Origin of the sequence: Aureimonas phyllosphaerae (genome assembly GCF_047943035.1) — a bacterium.
Taxonomy (GTDB): Bacteria; Pseudomonadota; Alphaproteobacteria; order Rhizobiales; family Rhizobiaceae; genus Aureimonas; species Aureimonas phyllosphaerae.
Genome location: NZ_CP181348.1, coordinates 2366319 through 2387200 on the forward strand (window position 1 = coordinate 2366319; position 20882 = coordinate 2387200).

A 20882-nucleotide genomic window follows, 5' to 3' on the forward strand; every position below is an offset into this window, starting at 1 on the left:
CCGGCCGCCGGTTAGCGGTTGACCGAGAGGTACTTCGACAGGTGCTCGTCGGCGGCGTTGTCGCCCCAGCCGGAGACCTTGTTCGACACGAGCCAGAGCGAGGCCGAGTTGAGGAGCGGGACGATCGGCTGTTCCTTGAGGATCAGCGTCTCGGCCTGATGCAGGATCTCGGCGCGCTTGGCCGGGTCCTGCTCCTCGTAGGAGGCGGCCATCAGCCGGTCGTATTCCGGGTTCGACCACTTGGAATAGTTGAAGGTCTTATTGCCGGTCGTCGTCAGCGCGAGGAAGTTCTCGGCGTCGGCATAGTCGGCGACCCAGCCGGCACGCGCTACGTTGAAGGTGCCGCCTTCCTGCAGGTAGGCGTAGTGCGAGGCGACGTCGGAGTTCTGCAGCGTCACGTTGGCGCCGAACTGCGTGCGCCACATGTCGGCGATCGCGGTGGCCACCCGCTCGTGGTTGGTGTTCGTGTTGTAGCGGATCGAGATGTTGAGCGGCTTGCCGCCCTCGCCGTAGCCGGCGTCCTTGAGAAGGCGCAGCGCCTCGTCCTCGCGATCGAGCTGGTCCATCGAGGCATATGTCGGCTCGCTCGGCTTCTCGTAGCCGACGATGCCCGGCGGCACGAAGGAGAGGGACGGCAGGCGGGCGCCCTGGAAGATTTCCTTCGACAGGAAGTCGCGGTCGATCGCCATCGACAGCGCGTTGCGCACGTTCACGTCGTCGAAGGGCGCGGTACGCGTGTCGAAGGCGTAGTATTCGGTCGAGAGCTTGGGCGTCACGCGGACCTGGTCGCCGAACTCCTTCTTCAGGAAGTCGAGCTGGTCGGCGGCGAAGTCGAACGTCATGTCGATCTCGCCGGCCTGGAAGCGGCGCTGCGCGGCGGCGGCGTCGTCGATCGGATAGAAGATCACCTCGTTCAGCTTCACGTTCGCCGCGTCCCAGTATTCCGGGTTCTTGGTGACGGTGATGTGGTCGTTGGTGACCTGCTCGGTGAGCTTGAAGGCGCCGTTCGAGACCATCACGCCGGGCCGCACGAAGTTGTCGCCCTGCGCCTGGACGGTCGCGGGGTGCACGGGCAGGCCGGTCTGGTGGGCCAGAAGCTCGATGAAGAACGGCGTCGGCCGCTCCAGGGTGATCTCGAGCGTCTTGTCGTCGACGGCGCGCACGCCGATCTGGTCGAGCGGCACCTCGCCCTTGTTCGCCTTCTCGGCGTTCTTGATCGGGTAGAGGATGTTGGCGTACGGCGCGGCGGTCTTCGGGTCCTGGATGCGGCGCATCGAGAAGACAAAGTCCTCGGCCTTCACCGGATCGCCGTTCGACCACTTCGCCGCGTCGCGGATCTTGAACGTGTAGACTTTGCCGTCGTCCGACACCTGCCAGCTCTCGGCGGCGCCCGGCACGATCTTGCCGTTCGGGTCGTAGATCGTCAGGCCCTCGTAGAGATCCTTCAGCACGAAGGCCTCGATGTTCACCGAGGTGCGCGCCTGGTCCAGCGTCTGCGGCTCGCCCGCGTTGCCCCGATGCAGGGTCTGGGCGAAGGCCGGACCTGCCAGAAGGGTCGAAGTGAAGAGGGCGGCGCCGATGAGCGCGTGGATCGGACGAAGGGTCATCAGGTGACGTCTCCATGTCGGTTGGTCGCCGGGAGTCCACCTTGTTGCGGACTCGACCGGTCGAACGGAAGGCACGGTTGAAGCATGGCGCGGGAACGATAAGCAAGCCGGACGGTATAGGCGAATGCCGCGACCAAGCGTCGTCGCTCATCTCGGCTGGGCCAGACATCGAAGCCGCCGCATGCCGGTTCGACTTCGCCTCGACTGGTCTTCAGGCGGCGATACTTTCGCATGTGGCTCGGATAGACATCGATCCTCGGTACGCTGACAGTTTTGCAGGCACGGCCCTCTCGGATCTTTGATGGCATCGATGTCCCCCTTGCGGCCCTGTCCGCGGCGGGGCTGGGCCGCTACATGCCGTTTGCAACCCCATGCCTCCGATCCGAGCCGGCGGTGGGCCTGCCCGGAGACGACGTGCCGAGACTTCCTCCCCTGTCCGCGATGCCCGCCTGGTGCCGCATCGTCCTGCCGCTTCTCGCCGGGGCCGCGATCCTGGCGCTCGTCGCAGCGATGCTCGACCGCGGACAGGTGATCGCCCGGCTGCGTCAGGCCGATCCCGTCTTCGTGGCGCTCGCGATCCTTTCGGTGCAACCGCAGATCGTCCTGTCCGCGCTGCGCTGGCGCTTCGTGTCGAAGCGGCTCGGCGAGCCGCTCGCGGCGGGACGGGCGATCGGCGAATATTATCTCGCGACGCTCCTCAACCAGGTTCTGCCGGGCGGCGTCGCCGGCGACGCGGTGCGGGTCGTCCGCGCGGCGCGGGAGGGACGGGACGATCGCTGGACCGGACGGGCCGGACAGGCTGTCGTGCTGGATCGCCTTTCGGGACAGCTCGTCCTCTTCGCCACGGCGGGCATCGGTCTTCTCGCCGCGCCGTTCGTGTTCGGCGTCGTCCCGCCGGGGGGGCGGGGGCTGCTCGTTTTCCTCGGGGCTGTCGCGGGGATCGTCGGGATCGGCTGGCTGCTTGCGCGCGCGCTCGGCGAGCGGGCTGCGCGGTTCCGTGCTGGTTTCGGACCGGTGCTCGCCGAGGTCTTCGTCCGGCGCGGTGCCTTCATGGTGCAGGCGGCCCTGTCGGTGTCCGTCGTCCTGTCCTATTTCGCGACCTTCGCCTTGGCGGCGATGGCCGTCGGCGCGCCGCTCGGCTTCGCCGGGACGCTGCTTCTCGTGCCGCTGGTGCTGCTGTCGATGCTGCTGCCCGTCTCGGTCGGCGGGTGGGGACTGCGCGAAGCCGCCGCCGCCGCGATCCTGCCGGCGGCGGGGATCACGGCAGACGGCGCCTTCGCCGCGAGCGTCGTCTACGGCATCGCCTCGCTGATCGGGGCACTGCCGGGGGTGCTGGTGCTCGCGCGCCATGCCGCGGACGGCCGCAGGCGCGCCGCGGCCTGACCCGATCCTTGTTCAGCCTCTCGGCAGGGCGAGAACATCCCAGTGTCCGACATGGCAGGCGGCCGGATGGTCGGTCCGGTCCCGTTGCCAGACCTCGATCGCCGCCCCGTCGACGCGTCCCGTCTCGCGGACCGCGGCAACGAACCCGTCCCGCAGGGCCGTTTCCAGCGCCCGCTGATCGGGGCCAAGCCGCCATGGGCTCTGCGCAACGCGGACTTCGTATCCCCGCCGCTCGAAGGCGTGACGCAGCGCGTCGGCGGCCTCCGGCCCGAGCGCCCGCCCGAGACCCTTGTCCGTGGTCTGATGCGCGTTGAAGGCCGCGAGCATTTCGCGGTCGCCGTCATGAGACGGCTCCCAACGCGTCGCGCCATCGTAATTCAAGGCCGCGTAGAGGCCGATGCGGTGCTCCGAGAGGAGATCGGCGATGCGCTCCACCAGCGCTTCGGAAGCGAGATCGAAGAGGGCCGAGGCCGTCACGAGGCGAGCGTCCGCCAGCACGGCCGGGTCGAGATGGGCAAGATCCGCCTCCATCCGCTCGACATGCGGGAAGCCGTCGAGACGCGAGACGGCAGCTTCGAGAAGGCGCGGATCGTGATCGACGAGGCGCCAGCGGACACGGTCGTCCGATCCGAACGCCCGGAGCGTCGAGCCGGTCCCCGAGCCGAGATCGACGGCGAGCGGCGAGGGGCCGCCGGCTTGGAGGAACTCGCGTGCCGCCGTCAGCAGCGCGGCATCTCGTGCGGCGTGGTCGGCAGGTTCGCGGAGATCCAGCCAGGTCGTGTCGAAACCGCTCATCGCACAGCCTCCAGAGCATCGGACAGGATCCGGGCGGATGCGCCCCAGGTCGGCAGGCGGGCGGCGGCTTCGAGGGCCCCGTCCGCCATGCGCTGTCGCAGGGCGGCGTCGCGGATCAAGGCTTCCAGCGCTCGTGCGAACGCCTGCGCGTCCCCCGGCTCGACCAGCATCCCCGCCGAGGACGGGACGACTTCGGAGACCGCACCGCCATCGCAGCCGACGATGGGCAGCCCGTGCGCCATGGCTTCGGCAAACGCCATGCCGTAGCCCTCGAAGCGCGAAGGCAGGGCGAAGATGTCGGCGGTCCGGTACTCGGCCGCGACGTCCCTGACCGCGCCGATCACCGCGATCCGCCGTTCGAGACCCGCGTCCGCGATGCGCATTTTGAGCGCGCGCGCGGTCGGCGGATCGGCGGTCTCGCTTCCGACGATCCGGCAGCGCCAGGGACGTTCGACGAGGCCTGCCAACGCATCGACGAGAAGGGCGTGGTCCTTTCGCGGGATCAGCGAGCCGACGGAGAGGATGGTCGGCATTCGCGACGACGGCCGTTCCAGAGGCGCGGCCCGACGCTCGGTGCCGGGCGGAGCGACCGCAATGCGCGAGCCGACGCCGAAGCCGATCGACAGGAGGCGCGCCGTGGTCGAACTGGTCGCGACGACGGCACGCGCGCGAGCCAGAGCTTCGCGCTCGCTGGCGCGCAGGGCGTCTGCGACCGGCGCGGCGAGCCCGTCCTCCAGCGCGAGCGGATGATGGACGAGAGCCACGATCCGCAGGCGGGTGCCCTCGCTCCTCGCGACATCGGGCAGGGCGCCGAAGGCCAGACCGTCGACCAGCACCAGCGCGCCGTCCGGCAGCGCACGGAAGGCCGCCGCCGTGGCCGCGAGGTCGGCGCGCCCCGGAAGCGGGAAGCCGGCCGGTAGCGCCAGGACATCGACCTGCCAGCCCAACCCGCCGAGTTCGGCGATCATTCGCCGGTCGTAGCCATAGCCACCGCTCGGTGCGTCGAGGTCGCCGGGAATCGCGAAGACGAGATGGCGAGCCGGGCTTGCGCTCAAAGCTCGCCCTCGTACCAGGCGCGCGCGACATGGCTCTCGTGCAGCGTCACGCGGATGCGCTCGATGCGACCGTTGCCCGGCCCGAACGCGCCCTCACGGATCTTCGCGGCGAGGGCGTCGAAGACGTGGCGCGACAACACCTCCGTGGTCGTGACGCGTCCCCGGAAGATCTCGAGCTCGTCGAGATTCTGATAGTTCAAGGGCGCGAGTACCTCCTTCAGGAGGCCGATCGCCAGACCCATGTCGACACCGAGGCCGTCCGCGTCGACCTCGCGCGTGAAGAAGGCGGCATCCACCTCGAAGGTCGCACCGTGCATGCCCTGCGCCGGGCCGAAGACGGGGCGGGGCAGGCTGTGGGCGATCATGATGTGGTCACGGACTTCGACGGCGTACATCGGCGAACCTTTGAATAGGGAAAACGGGATCGGAGGGAAAGTGCCTCAGGGCGCGTAGCGAATGCGATGGCAGAGCGTATCGGGATCGGAAAGGATGGTTCCGTAGTCCCGGTCGAGGCGCTCGAAGGCGCTCTCGCCGGAGAACACGCGGTCGAGAAGCGGATCGGCGAGGAGGCGCAGCGCCATGTCGAGCCGCCGGGCCGTGGTCCAGCGGGCCTGTCGGTTCGCCGGAATCCGCCCGACCTGCGACGAGACAAGACGTAGCCGCCGCGAATGGAAGGCGCCGCCGAGCGGGACTGCGACGTCCTGTCGCCCGAACCAGCTCGCCTCGACGACCCGCGCTTCGAGGCCGGCGCAGTCCAGCGCCCGCGCGAGGCCCTCCGGCCGGCCGGAGGCGTGGATCACGACGTCCTGGTCTCCGGGAAGGGCGTCCGGGGCGACGAGATCGCAGCCCCATCCGGCGAGCACGTCTCGGCGCGCGGGGTTCGGGTCGGCCAACGTCACGTCAGCTCCGGGGATGCGCGCACAGAGGTAGGCGACGAGGCAGCCGATCAGTCCGGCCCCAACGACCGCAACCCGGTCGCCGGGCGCGATCGCCGCGTCCCAGACGATATTGAGCGCGGTTTCCATGAAGGGCGCGAGCACCGCCCGGGCTGGCGGTACGCCCTTCGGAACCGGCCGGAACGCCATCATTGGAGCGGCGAACCGGTCCTGATGAGGATGGAGGCAGAAGACCGTCTGCCCGACCGGAGCGTCGCGCCCGCCCTCCACGAGGCCGATGACGCTGTAGCCATACTTTACCGGGAACGGGAACGCGCCCTCCTGGAGCGGCGCGCGCATTCGCTCGTGTTCCTCCTTCGGAACCCGTCCCTCAAAGACCAGTCGCTCGGTGCCTCGGCTGATCGCGCCGAAGAGGCTGCGAACGCGCCACTCGTCTGCGCCAGGAGCCGGGGCGACGCTTCGACGCAGCGCAGCCTTGCCGGGTTCCTCGATCCAGAGTGCGAGCGAAACGTCGGCGGCGCGAACGTCCGCTGGGTCAATGGTTTGCCGGGCAACGATGATCATATCTTCGCTTGGGAACCAGTCGCCGGGGTTACCCTCCGAGCGGAACTCATCACGTGGTTGTTCGCGACCTAATCTGGATAAAAACAGCGCGTCGTCTAGCTGTCACATACGAGCGAGCCGGTGCGAAGACGCCGCGCGATCGCCCGTATCGCATGGGTTTCGAGGAGTAGCAGGCGATGAGCGAGGGCAGTTCCGACATCCTCTTCCGGGATGACACCTTCTCAGAGTTCGCCAAGGTGAACACGGAACGTGCGGTTTCCGAACTGCGCTATGGCCGGCCGGTTCTCCTTCATTCGGGTGGGGCGGACCACGCTGTGCTGGCGCTCGATGCGGCCGCGCCCGGCGACATCGAACGCTTCTTCGGCGATACGCCGGACGACGTCGGTCTCTTTCTCAGCGCGCACCGGGCCCGCGCCCTCGGGATATCCACCATCGGGCCCGTCTGCCTGAAGACCGGCACGGCGTCGCTCGATGATCTCTCGCGTATCGCCTTCGCTGCCGATCTGCGCTTCGCCGACGAATGGCGACCGGCATCCGAACTCACCTGCCTCAACGATCTTGCCCGGCTCGCGCTTCTCCTGCCGGCCTTCCTCGTTCGCCCGATCCGCACCGACGACCGGATCGGCGGGCGCTTCCTGTCGGTCGACGAAGCCGAGGTTCGGGCGGCGCTGGTCGAGGAGACACACTTCACCGAGATCGTGCGTACGGCGGTTCCGCTGCGCGACATCTCGAATTGCCGGTTCATCGTCTTCCGCGGCGGCCTTGCGCAGCGCGACCAGCTGGCCATCATGGTGGGCGAGCCGGACAGGTCGAAACCGGTTCCCGTGCGCATCCACTCGTCCTGCATCACGGGCGACCTCTTCGGCTCGCTGAAGTGCGACTGCGGCGACCAGCTCCGTAACGGTCTGCAGCTGATCGCGCAGCGTGGTGGCGGCGTGCTGCTCTATCTCGACCAGGAGGGTCGGGGTACCGGCCTTGCCGCGAAGATGCGTGCCTACGGGCTGCAACACGAAGGCTACGACACGATCGATGCGGATGCGCAGATCGGCTTCGAGCCGGACGGTCGGCGCTACGGCGCGGCGGTCGCCATGCTTCGCTCGCTCGGCATCGGATCGGTCGAGTTGATGACGAACAACCCGACCAAGATCGCGGCGCTGCAATCGGCCGGTATCGAGGTGCAGGCGCGCACCGCCGTGCTCGGCACCGTGACCGCCGAGAACCAGGGCTACCTCGTCACCAAGGCGCGGCGCGCCGGCCATCTCCTCGACTGGCCGGCGATCGCGGCAAAGCTCGGCTGAAACGCATGCGCTTCGACCCGATCCCACTTCCGGCACGGGCCGGAGCGCGTATCCCTCAGACAGTGGCGGCGCATGCGCCGAGCCTGTCCGGCGCCTGCACGACGCTCGCCGCGACGGCCCTGCTCCTGACCGTGGCCGCCAGCCTTCTCGTGTCGCACGGAGGGCTCGGATGGCATGTGCTGCCGCTCTCGCTTGTCCTGTTCCTGCCGACGGCCGCCTTCGTCGTGTGGCGCCTCGACGACCATCCGCACGACCGCTTCGGCCCGGCCAACATCATCACCACGGCCCGTGGCGGCATGGCGGCGGTGATCGGTGCCTGCGCGTGGGAGTACGGTCGGATCGCGGCGACGGACAGCGCGCTGCAATGGCTGCTGGTCGCCTCGGCGCTCTTCGCGCTGGCGCTCGACGGGGTCGATGGCTTTCTAGCGCGCCGCTCGGGCCTCGCGTCCCGTTTCGGCGAGCGCTTCGACATGGAAGTCGACGCCTTTCTGATCCTGATCCTCTGCGTTCTGGCGCTCGTCTGCGGCAAGGCCGGCGTCCATGTCCTCGCGATCGGGCTCATGCGCTACGCCTTCCTCGCCTGGGCGGCGATCGACGCGCGCCTGACCCGGCCGCTCGCACCCTCGATGCGCCGCAAGACGGTTTGCGTGCTGCAGATCGCCCTCCTTTGCGTCGCCCTCCTGCCGCCTGTGCCATCTCCGTGGTCGGACGGGCTCGTGCTTCTCGCGCTCGGCCTTCTCACATGGTCCTTCGCCGTCGATATCCGCTCGCTTCTGAGGCGCCCGACATGACCCGGCTTCTGGAACGCGTCGGCGTGGATGCCGCGACGCTCGGGCTGTGGCGCTCGATCGTCGTCTACAACGGCCAGCCCTGGCGCCGCCGCGGGCTCGACCGATTCCTGGCCGCCCTGATCGGTCCCGGAGATCTCGCCTTCGACATCGGCGCTCATGTCGGCAGCCGCAGCCGCGCGCTGGCACGCATCGGAGCGCGGGTCGTCGCCTTCGAGCCGCAGCCGCTTTTTGCGGACTATCTCGCCCGCCGCCTCGACCCCTCACGGATCCGCCTTGATCGACGCGCGGTCGGTCGCGAACCCGGCGAGGCGACCCTCGCGATCTCCGCCCGCCATCCGACGGTTTCAACCTTGTCGAACGACTGGCGAAACCGGGTGGCGGCGGACGAGGGCTTCCGGCGTGTCGAATGGGACGCTCGCGTATCGGTCGAGGTCACGACGCTCGATGCCCTGATCGAAGAGTACGGCGAACCGGCCTTCTGCAAGATCGATGTGGAGGGGCATGAAGGCGAGGTGCTGGCCGGGCTGTCGCGCCCGCTTCGCTGGGTCGCCTTCGAATACACGCCCGCAACGCTCGATCTTGCAGGCGAGTGCCTCGATCGACTGGCCTCCTTGGGCCCTTACGAGTTCAACTTCGTGATCGGCGAGGAGGCGGCGTTCCGGATTCCGTCCTTCTTGCCGCTCGAAGCGTTCCGGGAGCGGCTGGCGGAAGAGGCGGATCGCAACCGACGCTCCGGCGACGTCTACGCCCGCCTCATGGAGCGTCCGGCTTGAGCCATGACGTCGGCGGGGAAGGTGAGGGTGCTCTACCGGCGGCCCGCATCTGGCGGCCCTGGTTGCGCGTCGGTCTCGGTCTTGCACTGCTTCTCGCAGCCCTTGCGCTTCCGCTGCGGCCCGGACCATTGGCCGACCTTCGGTTTCCGGTGGAATGGTTCTGGGCGGTCGCCCTGCTTGCGCTGGCGCGCGGCCGCGCATTTGGGCTTCTCGCCGCAGTCGTTCTGGCGCTTGCGGCGGCGGGGACCATTCTTAAACTCGCCGACTGGGGAACGCTGGCAGCGTTCTCGCGTCCGTTCGATCCGGTGGTCGACCGGTCGATCCTCGTCGCCGGCTGGCATCTCCTGTCGGGGACGGTCGGCAACGCGGCAGCGCTTGGCGCGCTCGGCGCTGCCTTCGTCCTGTTCTTCTGCTTCGTTGGGCTTCTCGCCTACGGCCTTTCGGGAATGCGGCGCCTGCCTGCGCGCGCGAGACGGAGCCTCGGCGCTGGTGCCCTCGGCGGCGCGGTTCTCGCAACGGTGATCCTGGCGTTGGTGCGGCCCGGCATGCTGCCGGTTTCCGCCGAATTTTCCGCCTATGCCGGCGGAAAACTGGCGGCTGCCCGCCAGTCCTGGGAGGCGCAGGCGGCCTTCTCACGCGAGGTCGCCGTCGATCCGCTACGGGATCGCCCGCCGGAAGGGCTCCTCGCGGCGCTCGAGGGGCATGACGTCGTTCTTGTTTTCGTCGAGTCCTACGGCCGCAGCGCACTGGAGAACCCGTTGTTCGCGCCGCGCACGCTGGCAAGGCTAGAGGTGGTCCAGAACGAGTTCACGGCTGCCGGGGTCGGCGCCCGCAGCGGCTGGCTGCGTTCGCCGATCGCGGGCGGGCAGAGCTGGCTTGCGCACGGCACGATGCTTTCGGGTCTGCTGATCGACAACCAGACCCGCTACGAAAGTCTCCTGCGCAGCGACCATCGGAGCCTGAACGCTCTCTTTCGCGGCGGCGGCTGGCGCACGGTTGCGGTGATGCCGGCAATCACCATGCCTTGGCCGGAGGCGGGCTGGTTCGGCTACGACGAGGTTCTGGCGGCCAAGGATCTCGACTATCGTGGCTTGGCCTTCAACTGGGTCACCATGCCCGACCAGTTCACCCTCCTGCGGATCGGACAGATTCTCCAAAGCACGTCCCAGCCAGTGATGGTGCAGACGGCGCTGATCTCGAGCCATGCGCCGTGGACGCCCATCCCGCACATGATCCCGTGGGAGGATGTCGGCGACGGCCAGGTCTTCGATGCGCAGGCCCGCAGCGGTGTGGCGCCCGAAGTCCTCTGGCGCGATCCGGAGCGGGTGCGCGAGAACTACGGCCTGTCGATCGACTACGCGATGGAGGCGGTCGGCTCCTTCGTGCAGAGATTTGCAAGGGAGTCCGTAATCGTCGTGGTCGGCGACCATCAGCCCGCCGAACTCGTCACCGGTCCCAACGCTTCGCGCGACGTGCCGCTCCATGTCCTGTCGTCCGACCCGCAGATCCTCGCCCGCCTCGACGACTGGGGACTGACGCCCGGCATGGTCCCGTCCTCCGATGCGCCGAGCCTTCCGATGCAGGCGTTCCGAGAGCGGTTCGTTCGCTCCATGAGTGGCGGAGGGCATGGGACATGATCGTCGCGCGTCTCTCGGACGAGGCTTGGGCGGCGCTTCTGGCACTGCGCTCGGGCGAAGCGACGGCCTTCGATCCCGGCGACGATCCGGCGTGGGCGATCTACGAGCCGCTTGCGCGCCGGCGTGGCGGACGTTTCGTCCTGGCGCAGGTCGGGCAGAGCCTGGACGGACGGGTCGCGACGGTGGACGGCGATGCCGCCCCCATCTCGGGCCCGGACGGCTTCGTCCATCTCCACCGCCTGCGCGCGCTGGCGGATGCCGTGGTGGTCGGCGCCGGCTGCGTCGTGGCGGACGATCCGCGCCTGACGGTGCGGGAGGTGGCGGGACCATCGCCGGTGCGGGTCGTGATCGATCCGAACGGGCGTGTGCCTTTGGACGCGCGCTGCCTGTCGGAGGCGGGACGCACGATTCTGGTGCGGGCCGAAGGCTCCATGGCGCCGACCGCTGTCGAGACGATCCATCTGCCGCCTGCCGCCGACGGACGCCTGTGTGCGATCGCGCTTCTCGCGGCCCTCAGTGAGCGCGGTCTGCAGCATGTCCTCGTGGAGGGCGGTGCCGCCACCATCCGGAACTTCCTGGAAGCCGAGGTCGTGGATCGGCTTCACATCTGCGTGGCGCCGCTCATCATCGGTTCGGGAGCCCCAGGCCTGTCGCTCGCACCGATCTCGCGGCTGACCGAGGCCCTGCGCCCGAAGACCCGCACGGTCGCCCTTGGCAGCGACGTGCTCTTCGACTGCGCGTTCGAGCGAAGATGACGCGTCCCGAGCAGCCGGAACATTCGCCGACACAGCGATTCTGACCTGAAGGTTTAAGCGCCCGTTAGAACCTGTTGGCCCAAAACTCGTCCGCATGATCGGGCGGATGAACACATCTTCAGAACGCACTCGCGGCGTGTTCGGCCGGTTTCGCCGCGACCCGGGCGGAGCTGCGGCCGTCGAGTTCGCGCTGATCGCGCTCCCGTTCTTCTTCCTTCTCATGGCGATGATCGAAACCGCGCTGGCGACAACGGCCGGCGTGATGCTGAACAATGCGGTGGGCTCGGCAGCCCGCCAGGTGTTCATCGGCGCCGTTCAGAAGTCCGACATGGACGCGGCCGGCTTCCGGACCATGATCTGCGACGACATCAGCATGCTGATGTCCTGCGAACGACTGTCCCTGGATATGCGGACCTACCCGGCCGGCACGCCCATCCCGAATTCGGTTGGCCTCAAGGACGGCTCCGTCGACGACGCGAGGTTCTGCTTCGATCCCGGCCGTCAGGACACGATCACCGTGATCCGCGCCTATTACGAGTGGCCCTGGGCGACATCGATGCTCAACCAGATGGAAGAGGACACGAACGGGAACCTGATCCTCGGAGCGATGGCGGCGTTCATGAACGAGCCGTTCGGCGGGGTCGCCTCGTCCAAGACCACCTGCTGAGGCCGGCGATGATAGGTCGCTCTCGCCTCACGCGCCTGCTCCACGACCGCTCCGCGACCGCGGCGGTCGAGTTCGCCATCATCCTGCCGGTGATGTTGATCCTCTACCTCGGCACCTTCGAGGCCTCGCATGCGATCACGACCAAGCGGAAGGTCGAGAGTGCCGCCGAGGCGATCGCGGGCATCGTGGCCCGCTCGCCCGAAATGGATCTGACGCGCCTGCGCAACGTGCTGCTGGTCTCTGACGCCATCGCCGACGGCGTTTCCGGCGCTGAGCCGAAGATCACAATCACGACGGTCAGGACGGATGCGAACGGCAAGGCGACGGTCGATTGGCAGCGCATCGGCACGGTCGCAGGGGCAGCAAAGGGCACGCCCTACACACTCTCCGGCGAACTGGCCGGGCTCGCCGACGCCTACTTCGTCGTCGCGCGCGTCGAATACAGCTACGCGCCGAACTTCGATGTGGGCGGCTTGTTCGGCACGCTCGAATTTGATCGCAGCTTCACCTTCCGGCCGAGAAAAGGTTCGGAGATCCCTTGGAAATGACCGCTCCACCGCCCCGCTCCGCGAACCGAGGACATGCCGTGTGCATCATCCGCTCCTTCCGACGCGCCACATCGGGCAATGTCGCGATGATCTTCGCGTTGACACTGCCGGTGATCGTGGTGGTCACGGGCATGGCCGTGGATACGTCGCAGGTCGAGGAGGCGAAATGGAGCCTTCAGAGTTCTGCGGACGCGGCCGCGCTCGGCGCCGCCAAGCAGTTCGGCAAGACCCAAAACCCGGTCGAACTGGAAAAATGGGCCAAATCGATCTTCTTCGCCAATGAAGGCCGCGACGACACGGATACACGCTTCACCTACGAGGGCGTGACGCGCGTGGCCGGCAACAACGTCCTGCGCGTCACGGCGACCCGTGACGTTCCGACCTATTTCGGTTCGGCCGTGAAAGCGGTCACGGGAGGCAAGGTCGATCTGGAGACTTGGCATCTGTCGGTCGCCAGCGAGGTCATTGTCGCCAACCGGACGGTCGAACTGGCGCTGGTGCTCGACAATTCCGGATCGATGCAGAGCCCGCCCGTCGGCGGCACGACGCCCAAGATCACCACCCTCCGCGATGCGTCCGAGAAGCTCGTCAAGCAGATGCTCGCGGCCTATCCGCAGGCGAACTCGACCGATCCCGTCCGCATTTCTGTCGTGCCGTTCGCAGCCTCTGTGAACGTCGGGACGAACAACGCGACCGCCTCCTGGATGGACGTCGCCGGCCTCAGCCCCTCCAACAGCGATGATTTCGACTGGAGTTCTGCCACCCTGTCGACCGTGAAATCGAAGTTTTCGATCTTCGCGGCTCTGAGCCTTCGCAACTCCAACTGGAAATGGGGTGGATGCGTCCAGTCACGTCCCTTGGGATACGCCGTGACGGATGATCCTCCGAGTTTGAACACACCGGCCACGTTCTTTGTGCCCTTCCTTGCACCATCCGAGTATAACTGGACGGGCAGCCTGTCATCGGTCAAGAATGACTACCTTCCGACTTCCGCCGGAACGGATGATGCGAAGTCCCTCGCAGCTCAGAAGAATGTCAGCCGTTATTTCAATCTCCTTTCCACGGCTGACTTCAGCAAGAAGGGGCCGAACAATGGCTGCACCACGGCTGCCATCACGCCTCTCACCGCTACACAAACCACAGCTCTCAACGCCGTGAAGGGGATGATCGCGAACGGAGGAACCAATATCGGCGAAGGACTGGCATGGGGCTGGCGCACTCTGACCAGCGGACAGCCCTTTGCCGAAGGCCGCGCCCGCAACACAAAAGAAAACCTGAAGGTCATCGTCCTGATGACCGACGGCGAGAACACCTACAACGCCGCTTACACATCCGGCGAACAAATCGAACTGACGAACGCCAACAAGTCTCAGTTTGGCACGTACGGTTACGGCCAGTATCTCGGCACCGACGGCAAGATCCACGCAGGCCGCATGTTCGACGCGACTAGGACGACGTCCCCCAAGGCCAACATCACCAGCATCACCGCGGCGATGAACGAAACGATGAGCATCACCTGCGAGAACATCAAGAAGGACGGCAAGAACGACGAGGGCGGCGACGGGATCGTCATCTTCTCGATCGCCTTCGACCTGAAGGACGGCAGCCCGATCAAGGATCGCCTGCGCAACTGCGCGTCGAACGGCATCGATGGAAAGGGCAGCAAGCTCTACTACGACGCGAAGAACTCGAACGACCTGCTTCTGGCCTTCTCGGCCATCACGGACGAGATCTCCGCACTGCGAATCTCGCGCTGAGACGGGTGGGCCCGGCAGGACTCGAACCTGCAACCAAGCGGTTATGAGCCGCCGGCTCTAACCATTGAGCTACAGGCCCGACCCGGAGCCGAAGGCCTATCGCAAAGGCGTTGGCTTCTCAAGTCGGCCACGGGCGCCACCGCAAGGGATTTCGCCGCCCGCCCCGGATCGCTAGAGGTTGTGTCCAGCCGGAATGTCCGGCCTCGGACGAGGAAGACCCATGGCATCCGATCTGTCGCACCGCATTCTTGCCGGCCAGGGCCTGCGGCCCGCCGATCTCGTGATCCGTAACGCGCGCCTCCTCGACCTCGTGACCGGCTCGATCGACGATACCGACATTGCGATCGTCGGCGAGCGTATCGTCGGAACCCACGGCCGCTTCGAGGGCGAGCGGGTCGTCGACGCCGCGGGACGTTTCGTGGTGCCGGGCTTCATCGACACACATCTGCACATCGAATCCTCGCTCGTCACGCCGCTCGAATTCGACCGCTTCGTGCTGCCGCGCGGCGTGACCACGGTATTCTGCGATCCGCACGAGATCGCCAACGTCCTCGGGGCGGAGGGGATCGCCTACTTCGTCGCCTGCGCCGAGGCGAGCGTCATGGACATCCGCATCAACCTCTCGTCCTGCGTGCCTGCGACCTCCTTCGAGACCGCGGCGGCCCGGCTCGAGATCGACGACCTCCTGCCGTTCCTCGACCATCCGAAGGTCCACGGCCTTGCCGAGATGATGAACTACCCGGGCGTCCTGTCGCTCGACCCCGGCATTCTCGCCAAGCTCGAAGCCTTTCAGGACCGCCATGTCGACGGCCATGCGCCGCTCCTGCGCGGCTCTGCGCTGAACGGCTATCTTGCGGCCGGCATCCGCACCGACCACGAGGCGACCGGCGCCGACGAGGCGATGGAGAAGCTGCGCAAGGGCATGGCGATCCTGATCCGCGAGGGGTCGGCCTCGAAGGACCTCGAAGCGCTGGCCGAGATCCTGACCGCCGACACGTCGGCTTTCGTGGCGCTCTGCACCGACGATCGCAGCCCGCTCGACATCGCGGAAGAGGGCCACCTTGACGCGATGATCCGGCGGCTGATCGGGCGCGGATGCCCGGTGCACCACGTCTACCGCGCCGCTTCGCTCTCGGCTGCCCGCATCTTCGGTCTTCGCGATCGCGGCATGATCGCGCCGGGCTGGCGGGCCGACCTCGTCCTGCTCGACGACCTGGAGGCCTGCCGCGTTTCCGACGTCGTCGCGGGCGGGCGCCTGGTCGAGCGGGCGCTGTTCGACGCGCGGCCCGCAGTCGCCCCCGTCGGCCTCGCTTCGATGAAGGCGGAACCCGTGGCGTCGGAGCATTTCCGCCAGCCTGCAGTCGGTTCGACGTGCGACGCGGCGGTCATCGGCGTGAAGGCGGGTCTCCTTCTGACCGCAAGGCTTGGCGCGACGCTTGCCGTCGTCGAGGGCGAGGCGCAGCCGGACTTGGGCCAGGATGTCCTCAAGCTCGCGGTGGTCGAGCGCCACGGCCGCAACGGCAATGTCGGCCTCGGCTTCGTCAACGGCTTCGGTCTCCAGCGCGGCGCGATCGCCTCGTCGGTCGCGCACGACAGCCACAACATCACCGTGGTCGGCACCAACGCGCAGGACATGGCTGCGGCCGTCAACGGCGTGATCGCACGCGGCGGTGGTTTCGCCGTGGCCGACGAGGGCCACGTCGTCGCGGCGCTGGCGCTGCCGATGTCAGGACTGATGAGCCTCGAGCCGGTCGACACTGTGATCCACGATCTGGAGGCGCTGGTGGAGGCGGTGAGAGGGCTCGGGTGTTCGCTGCCCGAACCCTTCCTGCAGCTCGCGTTTCTGGCCCTCCCGGTGATCCCGCACCTGAAGCTGACCGATCGGGGGCTCTTCGACGTCGACCGCTTCGCCTTCGTGGAGGGTTGAGCGTCCGGTCTCGCGTCAGACGAGCCAGTCGGGGAGGCGAGGGGGCGCGAAGCCGGTCGCGAGAGCGTCCGCGCAGTCTGCGAGCGTGCCGAGCCGTACCGCACACCCGGAGAGGCCGGGACCGTAATGGGCGTACTTGCCGGACGTGGTGAGGACGGTCCGCGCTTGTCGCGGGAACACGGGGCGCGAGATCGAGCACCAGCAAAGGTCGGGGATCATCTCGATGCCGCTGGCGGACAGGCGGGACCGCGTCCCGTCCGCCTCGGCTGCGGCGAGCACCTGCCGCCCGGCCGTGATCATTCCCCGGACCCGGGGATCGCGCGCTCGTCCGGCCAGCGCGTCGGCGAGCATCTGACATTCGTTCAGGGAAGCATGCGGACTGCCAATCGCCACGAGGTCGATCTCCGCCGCCCCCTCGTTCAAACGGCGCCATGCGGCGGCGAGGTCGGCGCGAGAGATAGTGGCGAGGTCGGCGCCCGGCATCGCGCAGCCCTCGGCCTCCGGCGTGACGCCCTCGACATGCAGCATCGGAGCGGCCGAGGTGGTGCCGAAGGCGGCGCAGAGGGCCTTGAGGTCGTCGTGGCGGGGCGCGAGATCGGCGAGACCGCGCAGGAGCGGCACTCGCTCGGGCGCGAGACGGCCGGCGAGATAGCCGACGAGCGGCCAGGCCTCGGACCCGATGCGTTCCGGCAGATCGATGTCGACGACGAGGGCCGCGCGGCGCCCCGCGTCGAGATAGGGGCCGGCCAACGGGGCGCGACCCGTCAGAGCGATGCACAGGTCGAGAAAGTCCGGATGCTTGGCGGTCCGCGCGCCCAGCACGCTGTTGGCGAAAATCACGGCGTTCGATTCCGACCAGCCGATGATGTCGCCGCAGCCGGGCGCATCGTCGAGAAGATAGGGCGCGCAGGTGAAGGTGGGCCGGCAGCCCATGCCGACATAGGCATCGGCCAGGCGGGCGGCCGGCTCGCCGAAGACGGGGGCCACGCCCTGCTTCCGCCAATTTTCGGCGTCGACCGAGATGGCGTTCATCGTGGTCGGCACGCGAACCCGCGCGCCTTTCGCCGCCATCGCCTCGGCGAAGACGAGATTGGCGGGCCCGGCATAGATGCAGCCGTCGATGTGGGCGCAAATGACATCGACAAGGCGCTCGGCGCCCTGCTGGCGTGCCATCGCCACGAGGATGCGCATCGCCTGCGCGGTGGCCTCGCCCTCGGCACCGTCCAGCATTGCGCGGTCAGCAGGGGCGAGTTCGAACGCCGTGACGGGAAGGCGGGCGATGGGAAGGAGGCACTCGCCGGCCCGGATCGCATCGCGATCGATCGTGGCAAATGTCTCGCGTGCGAGCGCCGCATGGGCATCCGGCGACAGTCTGAGGACCGGCAGTGCGTGCCCGAACATTTCCCCGGCGACGAGGGCGCCCAGTGTCGCGACGTCCTCCGCCTCCGCGAACACCAGCGCCGCGGGCGCCCGCCCGGCAAGCGTCAGCTCCAGCACCACGCCCGATCCCGAGCACGACCCCCGGCTGGTCGGCATCAGCACCACGGCGCCTGCGAGATTCGCGCCGCACTGCGGATGATGCGCGTCGATGATGCGACCCGTGGCGGGATCGACGCCGCCCCAGAAGCTGAGCCCCTCCGACAGCGCGACCACGGGTCCGCGCGCCGGTCCGTCGACGATCGAAAGAGCCGAGTGCATTGGCGTCATGAGTGAGCCGTAGCCGGCATCGAAAGGGCCCTCGATGCGGGAGGAAGAATGTCGGGAGCGGAGGGCAGCATCATGGTCCCGCTTCGCGACGCTCGCAAGGCGATCGGATTGTATCCGATTCCGCCGCGCGGCGGGCTGTCAGGATGCCAGCGAACACGCAAAGGGCATGCGAGGCGGCGCGAACGAATATCGTTGTGACGAGGCGGGATGGTCTTCGAATGGCTGGTCGGGAAAGCCGAAGACGCTCACGGTTGGCTGGTCGGAGTGGCAGGATTTGAACCTGCGACCCCCTCGTCCCGAACGAGGTGCGCTACCAGACTGCGCTACACTCCGTGGCCGAGCGGGTCTATAGCGGGACGCGCGACGCTGCGCAACAGGATTCGCGACGCTTTTCCCACCTCGCTCGAACGGCGCCGGCTTCCTTGCACGCATCGCCCCGAGCGATTATAGAAGCGCTCGCCGACGGCAGGTTTTGGGGCGTAGCCAAGCGGTAAGGCAGCGGTTTTTGGTACCGCCATCCCCTGGTTCGAATCCAGGCGCCCCAGCCATCGACTTAATTTATATATTTTTCAGATACTTACGGGAACGGCGAAAAGGGTATGTGTCCTAGTCTCATACCCCATCGGAGAGCGCCAAAATGAGCGACGAGAAGGATAGCCTAACCCCGATTCGCGCCGAGCTTGGGGCTAAGCTAGACCCGGCGCTTCGGCCGAAGCACGACGGCCCCCTCACTCATGAGGAGACGATGAAAATTGCCCGCGCCGTGATGCGGAAGAATTGCGCCGTATTGGCCGCGCTTGCTAAGTAGCTTCGGAACTCTCGCGCGCAGAACGGCGAATCAAAACCGGGCTGTGAATATCCACAGGTGAAGAAAAAATTCTTGCCCACGTGAAAAGCGCACTTTTTTCAGGGGTTTAGCATCACCTGCGGCTCGGTTGTTCACAGCCTTTCAACAGGCATGTTCAACCGTCGATACCTCAAAGTTGGGGATCGCGATCCGCCCGGCATTCCGGGAACAACAAACGTGTGCTAGATCGGAATGGTGACGAGGCGGGCTCAGTTGGTAGCCGACCCGCCTCGGTCACTGGCAACAGGCCCCTTCCACAAGGGCCACGATCGCATCCAGCCCTTCCATAAGGCTGATTTTGCAAAGGGCGGCACGGTCTCCAAAACTGTGCCGCCCTTTTTCGTTCGTACCATTGAAAGATCATCTTTCAAAGGCCGAAACGATCATCTTTCCCTTGACAGCGGTTCCAAAGCGCTTGGTGCTGTGGAAAACACACAGCACTCTTCAAGCCGTTTCGGCTGCGACTATTCCGGCCAGCCTGTCAACGCCTACTCCGTCGTCTGCGCCGAGCAAGGCCGCGTTACACATGGAACGCGGATGCGCGGCTTCACCTGCTGGAAAGGGATCGGATCGCATTCGAGCAACATGCCGGCTTTCCGCGCTAAGGCTTCCAAGCGCCCATAGCGCCGACGCGCAAGCTTAAGCCGACGCCTGATCTCGCCGCGACTATCTGGGACATCGAAGCCGTCATCGGGGTTCGACAATGCGGTGATCTCGATAGCGATTTCCCACCAAAGCTGTTGCAGCAAGGTGGCGCCGTCTGCACCCATGCGCTTGAAGTGGGGAAGCGTAGGGATTCGCGTCATCAGCGATCCCCCGCCGACCCAAGGAGGGCCACACTATCCGGCGCTCTTTGTCCGCGCAGAGAATGCGCGAGGGTGTCCGACGCCGTCGGCACGCGATAACGATCTTCCGGCTCTGCGTCAGACAGCGCGTGGGCCGCTGTGAAGTTATAGAAGCCGCTGAATGCCTCTTGGAGGCTCCACCTTAGCTCAAGAACGCTATCGACTAGGTTGGAGAGGAATACCAGCGGCGTGGACTCTTTGCCGGCGTCCGTCATGATACGGCCTGCGAGTTCGCGAAACGCGTCGTTCCCCCCCTTGAACGCAACTACACCGTGACGCTCTGCGAAGACGGCGAATAGCTCCTGCTGTGTGAGCGTCGGCCCCGACGCGGCGGTTGTCGTCTGATTCTTGGTCATGCTGAAGCCCTCGTCGCCCGATGATGCGAGCGCAGATTGATGTTTGTCGTCAGTCAAGAATGCCGGAGTTAGTGCCGGCAGCACTGTTCCAGCCGGCGCGGCTGCAATCCGCGTCGGTTGAACTTGCTTATGGCCGAACCCCGTGAGTGGGATGATCCACAAGCGATCATGGATCTCAATGAGATTGAGACGGCAACTTCGGTCGCCGCATAGATCGCCGAAGATCGGCGCGGATTAGCTTGCCTCGGCGAGGATCCACATGAGCGCACCGATATGAAGGTCGCGGACTTCAGAGTCCTCAACCCCGTTCGTTCTTGCTGCGATCCAGGGCGCTCCGGAGAGCTGCAGCGCGATCCGCCATCTCGCGATCGGAAAGGCGAGCGCTGGTCTCCTGCACGGGTTCCAGGGGCTCCGATGCGACCAGGACGGGTGCGGCCTGCGGGACGGACGTGAGCGCGTTCCTGATCTGTGAGCCAACGCTTGCGATCACACCGGCGAGGGCGACGACGTAGCCGAGGTGAATGACGTTCTCGGCGATCATGCCCTTGTGCATGTTGAAGACGGCGCGCGACCCATACTCATCGCCGCCCGCGGCGGTGCCGAGCATGAGGAAGACCCAACCGCCGGCCGCGATGACGGCACCAAGGAAGGTGAGCGGATGTGTGTCGGACATG

At 66.9% G+C, this 20882-nt stretch carries 19 protein-coding genes and 3 tRNA genes; 11 read left to right on the forward strand and 11 right to left on the reverse strand.

The features are described from left to right. Positions 1–11: 11 nt before the first annotated feature. On the reverse strand, positions 12–1607 hold the full coding sequence (locus ACLNGM_RS11155) for a peptide ABC transporter substrate-binding protein (protein WP_416354967.1): 1596 nt from the start codon (positions 1605–1607) through the stop codon (positions 12–14). A gap of 414 nt (positions 1608–2021) precedes the next feature. Here ACLNGM_RS11155 and ACLNGM_RS11160 point away from each other — a divergent pair, with 414 nt between their 5' ends. Then, positions 2022–2990: a lysylphosphatidylglycerol synthase transmembrane domain-containing protein gene (locus ACLNGM_RS11160; protein WP_416354968.1), complete on the forward strand. Its 969-nt coding sequence runs from the start codon at positions 2022–2024 to the stop codon at positions 2988–2990. A 12-nt stretch (positions 2991–3002) separates the two neighbouring features. Here the strand turns inward: ACLNGM_RS11160 and ACLNGM_RS11165 are convergent, their stop codons facing one another. Genes ACLNGM_RS11165 through ACLNGM_RS11180 form a run of 4 tightly spaced genes read right to left on the reverse strand, consistent with a single transcriptional unit; the run spans position 3003 to position 6075 of the window. Continuing rightward, positions 3003–3785 (reverse strand): methyltransferase type 11, encoded by a 783-nt coding sequence (locus ACLNGM_RS11165; protein ID WP_416354969.1) that lies wholly within the window; start codon positions 3783–3785, stop codon positions 3003–3005. Then, positions 3782–4840 carry a glycosyltransferase family 4 protein gene (locus ACLNGM_RS11170; RefSeq protein WP_416354970.1) on the reverse strand — a complete coding sequence of 353 codons (1059 nt, stop codon included), beginning with the start codon at positions 4838–4840 and terminating at the stop codon, positions 3782–3784. Before ACLNGM_RS11170 ends, ACLNGM_RS11165 begins: the two co-directional genes overlap by 4 nt. Continuing rightward, on the reverse strand, positions 4837–5235 hold the full coding sequence (locus ACLNGM_RS11175) for a 6-pyruvoyl trahydropterin synthase family protein (protein ID WP_090960829.1): 399 nt from the start codon (positions 5233–5235) through the stop codon (positions 4837–4839). Before ACLNGM_RS11175 ends, ACLNGM_RS11170 begins: the two co-directional genes overlap by 4 nt. 45 nt (positions 5236–5280) lie before the next feature. Then, positions 5281–6075 (reverse strand): zinc-dependent alcohol dehydrogenase, encoded by a 795-nt coding sequence (locus tag ACLNGM_RS11180; protein WP_416354971.1) that lies wholly within the window; start codon positions 6073–6075, stop codon positions 5281–5283. Between the two features lie 401 nt (positions 6076–6476). Here ACLNGM_RS11180 and ribA point away from each other — a divergent pair, with 401 nt between their 5' ends. The 8 genes from ribA (at position 6477) to ACLNGM_RS11220 (ending at position 14526) form a co-directional block, all read left to right on the forward strand. Next, entirely contained in the window at positions 6477–7598 is a 1122-nt protein-coding gene (gene ribA / locus ACLNGM_RS11185) for a GTP cyclohydrolase II RibA (protein ID WP_416354972.1), read from the forward strand. 5 nt (positions 7599–7603) lie between these two features. Further along, a complete protein-coding gene (locus ACLNGM_RS11190; RefSeq protein ID WP_416354973.1) occupies positions 7604–8389 on the forward strand; it encodes a CDP-alcohol phosphatidyltransferase family protein in 786 nt (261 codons plus the stop codon). After that, a complete protein-coding gene (locus tag ACLNGM_RS11195; RefSeq protein WP_416354974.1) occupies positions 8386–9162 on the forward strand; it encodes an FkbM family methyltransferase in 777 nt (258 codons plus the stop codon). The genes ACLNGM_RS11190 and ACLNGM_RS11195 overlap by 4 nt, the downstream gene beginning before the upstream one ends. After that, a complete protein-coding gene (locus tag ACLNGM_RS11200; protein WP_416354975.1) occupies positions 9159–10799 on the forward strand; it encodes a sulfatase-like hydrolase/transferase in 1641 nt (546 codons plus the stop codon). Before ACLNGM_RS11195 ends, ACLNGM_RS11200 begins: the two co-directional genes overlap by 4 nt. Beyond that, positions 10796–11554: a RibD family protein gene (locus tag ACLNGM_RS11205; RefSeq protein WP_416354976.1), complete on the forward strand. Its 759-nt coding sequence runs from the start codon at positions 10796–10798 to the stop codon at positions 11552–11554. Before ACLNGM_RS11200 ends, ACLNGM_RS11205 begins: the two co-directional genes overlap by 4 nt. 106 nt (positions 11555–11660) lie before the next feature. After that, positions 11661–12221 (forward strand): TadE/TadG family type IV pilus assembly protein, encoded by a 561-nt coding sequence (locus ACLNGM_RS11210; protein ID WP_175526777.1) that lies wholly within the window; start codon positions 11661–11663, stop codon positions 12219–12221. A gap of 92 nt (positions 12222–12313) precedes the next feature. After that, positions 12314–12769, forward strand: coding sequence for a hypothetical protein (locus ACLNGM_RS11215; protein WP_416354977.1), 456 nt, complete (start codon positions 12314–12316; stop codon positions 12767–12769). 38 nt (positions 12770–12807) lie between these two features. Then, positions 12808–14526, forward strand: a complete 1719-nt coding sequence (locus ACLNGM_RS11220; RefSeq protein WP_416354978.1) for a pilus assembly protein TadG-related protein — start codon at positions 12808–12810, stop codon at positions 14524–14526. 6 nt (positions 14527–14532) lie between these two features. Here the strand turns inward: ACLNGM_RS11220 and ACLNGM_RS11225 are convergent. Then, positions 14533–14605 (reverse strand) — tRNA-Ile (locus ACLNGM_RS11225). Positions 14606–14746: 141 nt separating this feature from the next. On the opposite strand from ACLNGM_RS11225, the gene ade reads away from it, so the two are divergent. Further along, positions 14747–16453 carry an adenine deaminase gene (ade, locus tag ACLNGM_RS11230; protein ID WP_416354979.1) on the forward strand — a complete coding sequence of 569 codons (1707 nt, stop codon included), beginning with the start codon at positions 14747–14749 and terminating at the stop codon, positions 16451–16453. 15 nt (positions 16454–16468) lie between these two features. Here the strand turns inward: ade and ACLNGM_RS11235 are convergent, their stop codons facing one another. Then, positions 16469–18160, reverse strand: a complete 1692-nt coding sequence (locus tag ACLNGM_RS11235; RefSeq protein ID WP_416354980.1) for an aconitase X — start codon at positions 18158–18160, stop codon at positions 16469–16471. A 256-nt stretch (positions 18161–18416) separates the two neighbouring features. After that, a tRNA-Pro gene (locus ACLNGM_RS11240) sits at positions 18417–18493 on the reverse strand. Positions 18494–18633: 140 nt separating this feature from the next. On the opposite strand from ACLNGM_RS11240, the gene ACLNGM_RS11245 reads away from it, so the two are divergent. Then, a tRNA-Gln gene (locus tag ACLNGM_RS11245) sits at positions 18634–18708 on the forward strand. Positions 18709–19495: 787 nt separating this feature from the next. Here the strand turns inward: ACLNGM_RS11245 and ACLNGM_RS11250 are convergent. The 3 genes from ACLNGM_RS11250 to ACLNGM_RS11260 all read right to left on the reverse strand — a co-directional run bounded on the left by ACLNGM_RS11250 (position 19496) and on the right by ACLNGM_RS11260 (position 20881). Next, the gene (locus tag ACLNGM_RS11250; RefSeq protein ID WP_416354981.1) at positions 19496–19813 is read right to left on the reverse strand and encodes a hypothetical protein; all 318 of its coding nucleotides are present in this window, start codon (positions 19811–19813) and stop codon (positions 19496–19498) included. Beyond that, positions 19813–20208 carry a hypothetical protein gene (locus ACLNGM_RS11255; protein ID WP_416354982.1) on the reverse strand — a complete coding sequence of 132 codons (396 nt, stop codon included), beginning with the start codon at positions 20206–20208 and terminating at the stop codon, positions 19813–19815. The genes ACLNGM_RS11250 and ACLNGM_RS11255 overlap by 1 nt, the downstream gene beginning before the upstream one ends. Positions 20209–20506: 298 nt before the next feature. Then, entirely contained in the window at positions 20507–20881 is a 375-nt protein-coding gene (locus tag ACLNGM_RS11260) for a hypothetical protein (RefSeq protein ID WP_416354983.1), read from the reverse strand. Position 20882 lies beyond the last annotated feature (1 nt).

What these genes read in the sequence shown, in the direction of transcription:
- ACLNGM_RS11155 (WP_416354967.1), bottom strand. Translation starts at nt 1,607, where the DNA reads ATGACCCTTCGTCCGATCCACGCGCTCATCGGCGCCGCCCTCTTCACT.
- ACLNGM_RS11165 (WP_416354969.1), bottom strand. Translation starts at nt 3,785, where the DNA reads ATGAGCGGTTTCGACACGACCTGGCTGGATCTCCGCGAACCTGCCGAC.
- ACLNGM_RS11175 (WP_090960829.1), bottom strand. Translation starts at nt 5,235, where the DNA reads ATGTACGCCGTCGAAGTCCGTGACCACATCATGATCGCCCACAGCCTG.
- ACLNGM_RS11180 (WP_416354971.1), bottom strand. Translation starts at nt 6,075, where the DNA reads ATGCGCGCGCCGCTCCAGGAGGGCGCGTTCCCGTTCCCGGTAAAGTAT.
- ribA (WP_416354972.1), top strand. Translation starts at nt 6,477, where the DNA reads ATGAGCGAGGGCAGTTCCGACATCCTCTTCCGGGATGACACCTTCTCA.
- ACLNGM_RS11190 (WP_416354973.1), top strand. Translation starts at nt 7,604, where the DNA reads ATGCGCTTCGACCCGATCCCACTTCCGGCACGGGCCGGAGCGCGTATC.
- ACLNGM_RS11195 (WP_416354974.1), top strand. Translation starts at nt 8,386, where the DNA reads ATGACCCGGCTTCTGGAACGCGTCGGCGTGGATGCCGCGACGCTCGGG.
- ACLNGM_RS11205 (WP_416354976.1), top strand. Translation starts at nt 10,796, where the DNA reads ATGATCGTCGCGCGTCTCTCGGACGAGGCTTGGGCGGCGCTTCTGGCA.
- ACLNGM_RS11210 (WP_175526777.1), top strand. Translation starts at nt 11,661, where the DNA reads ATGAACACATCTTCAGAACGCACTCGCGGCGTGTTCGGCCGGTTTCGC.
- ACLNGM_RS11215 (WP_416354977.1), top strand. Translation starts at nt 12,314, where the DNA reads ATGTTGATCCTCTACCTCGGCACCTTCGAGGCCTCGCATGCGATCACG.
- ade (WP_416354979.1), top strand. Translation starts at nt 14,747, where the DNA reads ATGGCATCCGATCTGTCGCACCGCATTCTTGCCGGCCAGGGCCTGCGG.
- ACLNGM_RS11235 (WP_416354980.1), bottom strand. Translation starts at nt 18,160, where the DNA reads ATGACGCCAATGCACTCGGCTCTTTCGATCGTCGACGGACCGGCGCGC.
- ACLNGM_RS11250 (WP_416354981.1), bottom strand. Translation starts at nt 19,813, where the DNA reads ATGACGCGAATCCCTACGCTTCCCCACTTCAAGCGCATGGGTGCAGAC.
- ACLNGM_RS11255 (WP_416354982.1), bottom strand. Translation starts at nt 20,208, where the DNA reads ATGACCAAGAATCAGACGACAACCGCCGCGTCGGGGCCGACGCTCACA.
- ACLNGM_RS11260 (WP_416354983.1), bottom strand. Translation starts at nt 20,881, where the DNA reads ATGTCCGACACACATCCGCTCACCTTCCTTGGTGCCGTCATCGCGGCC.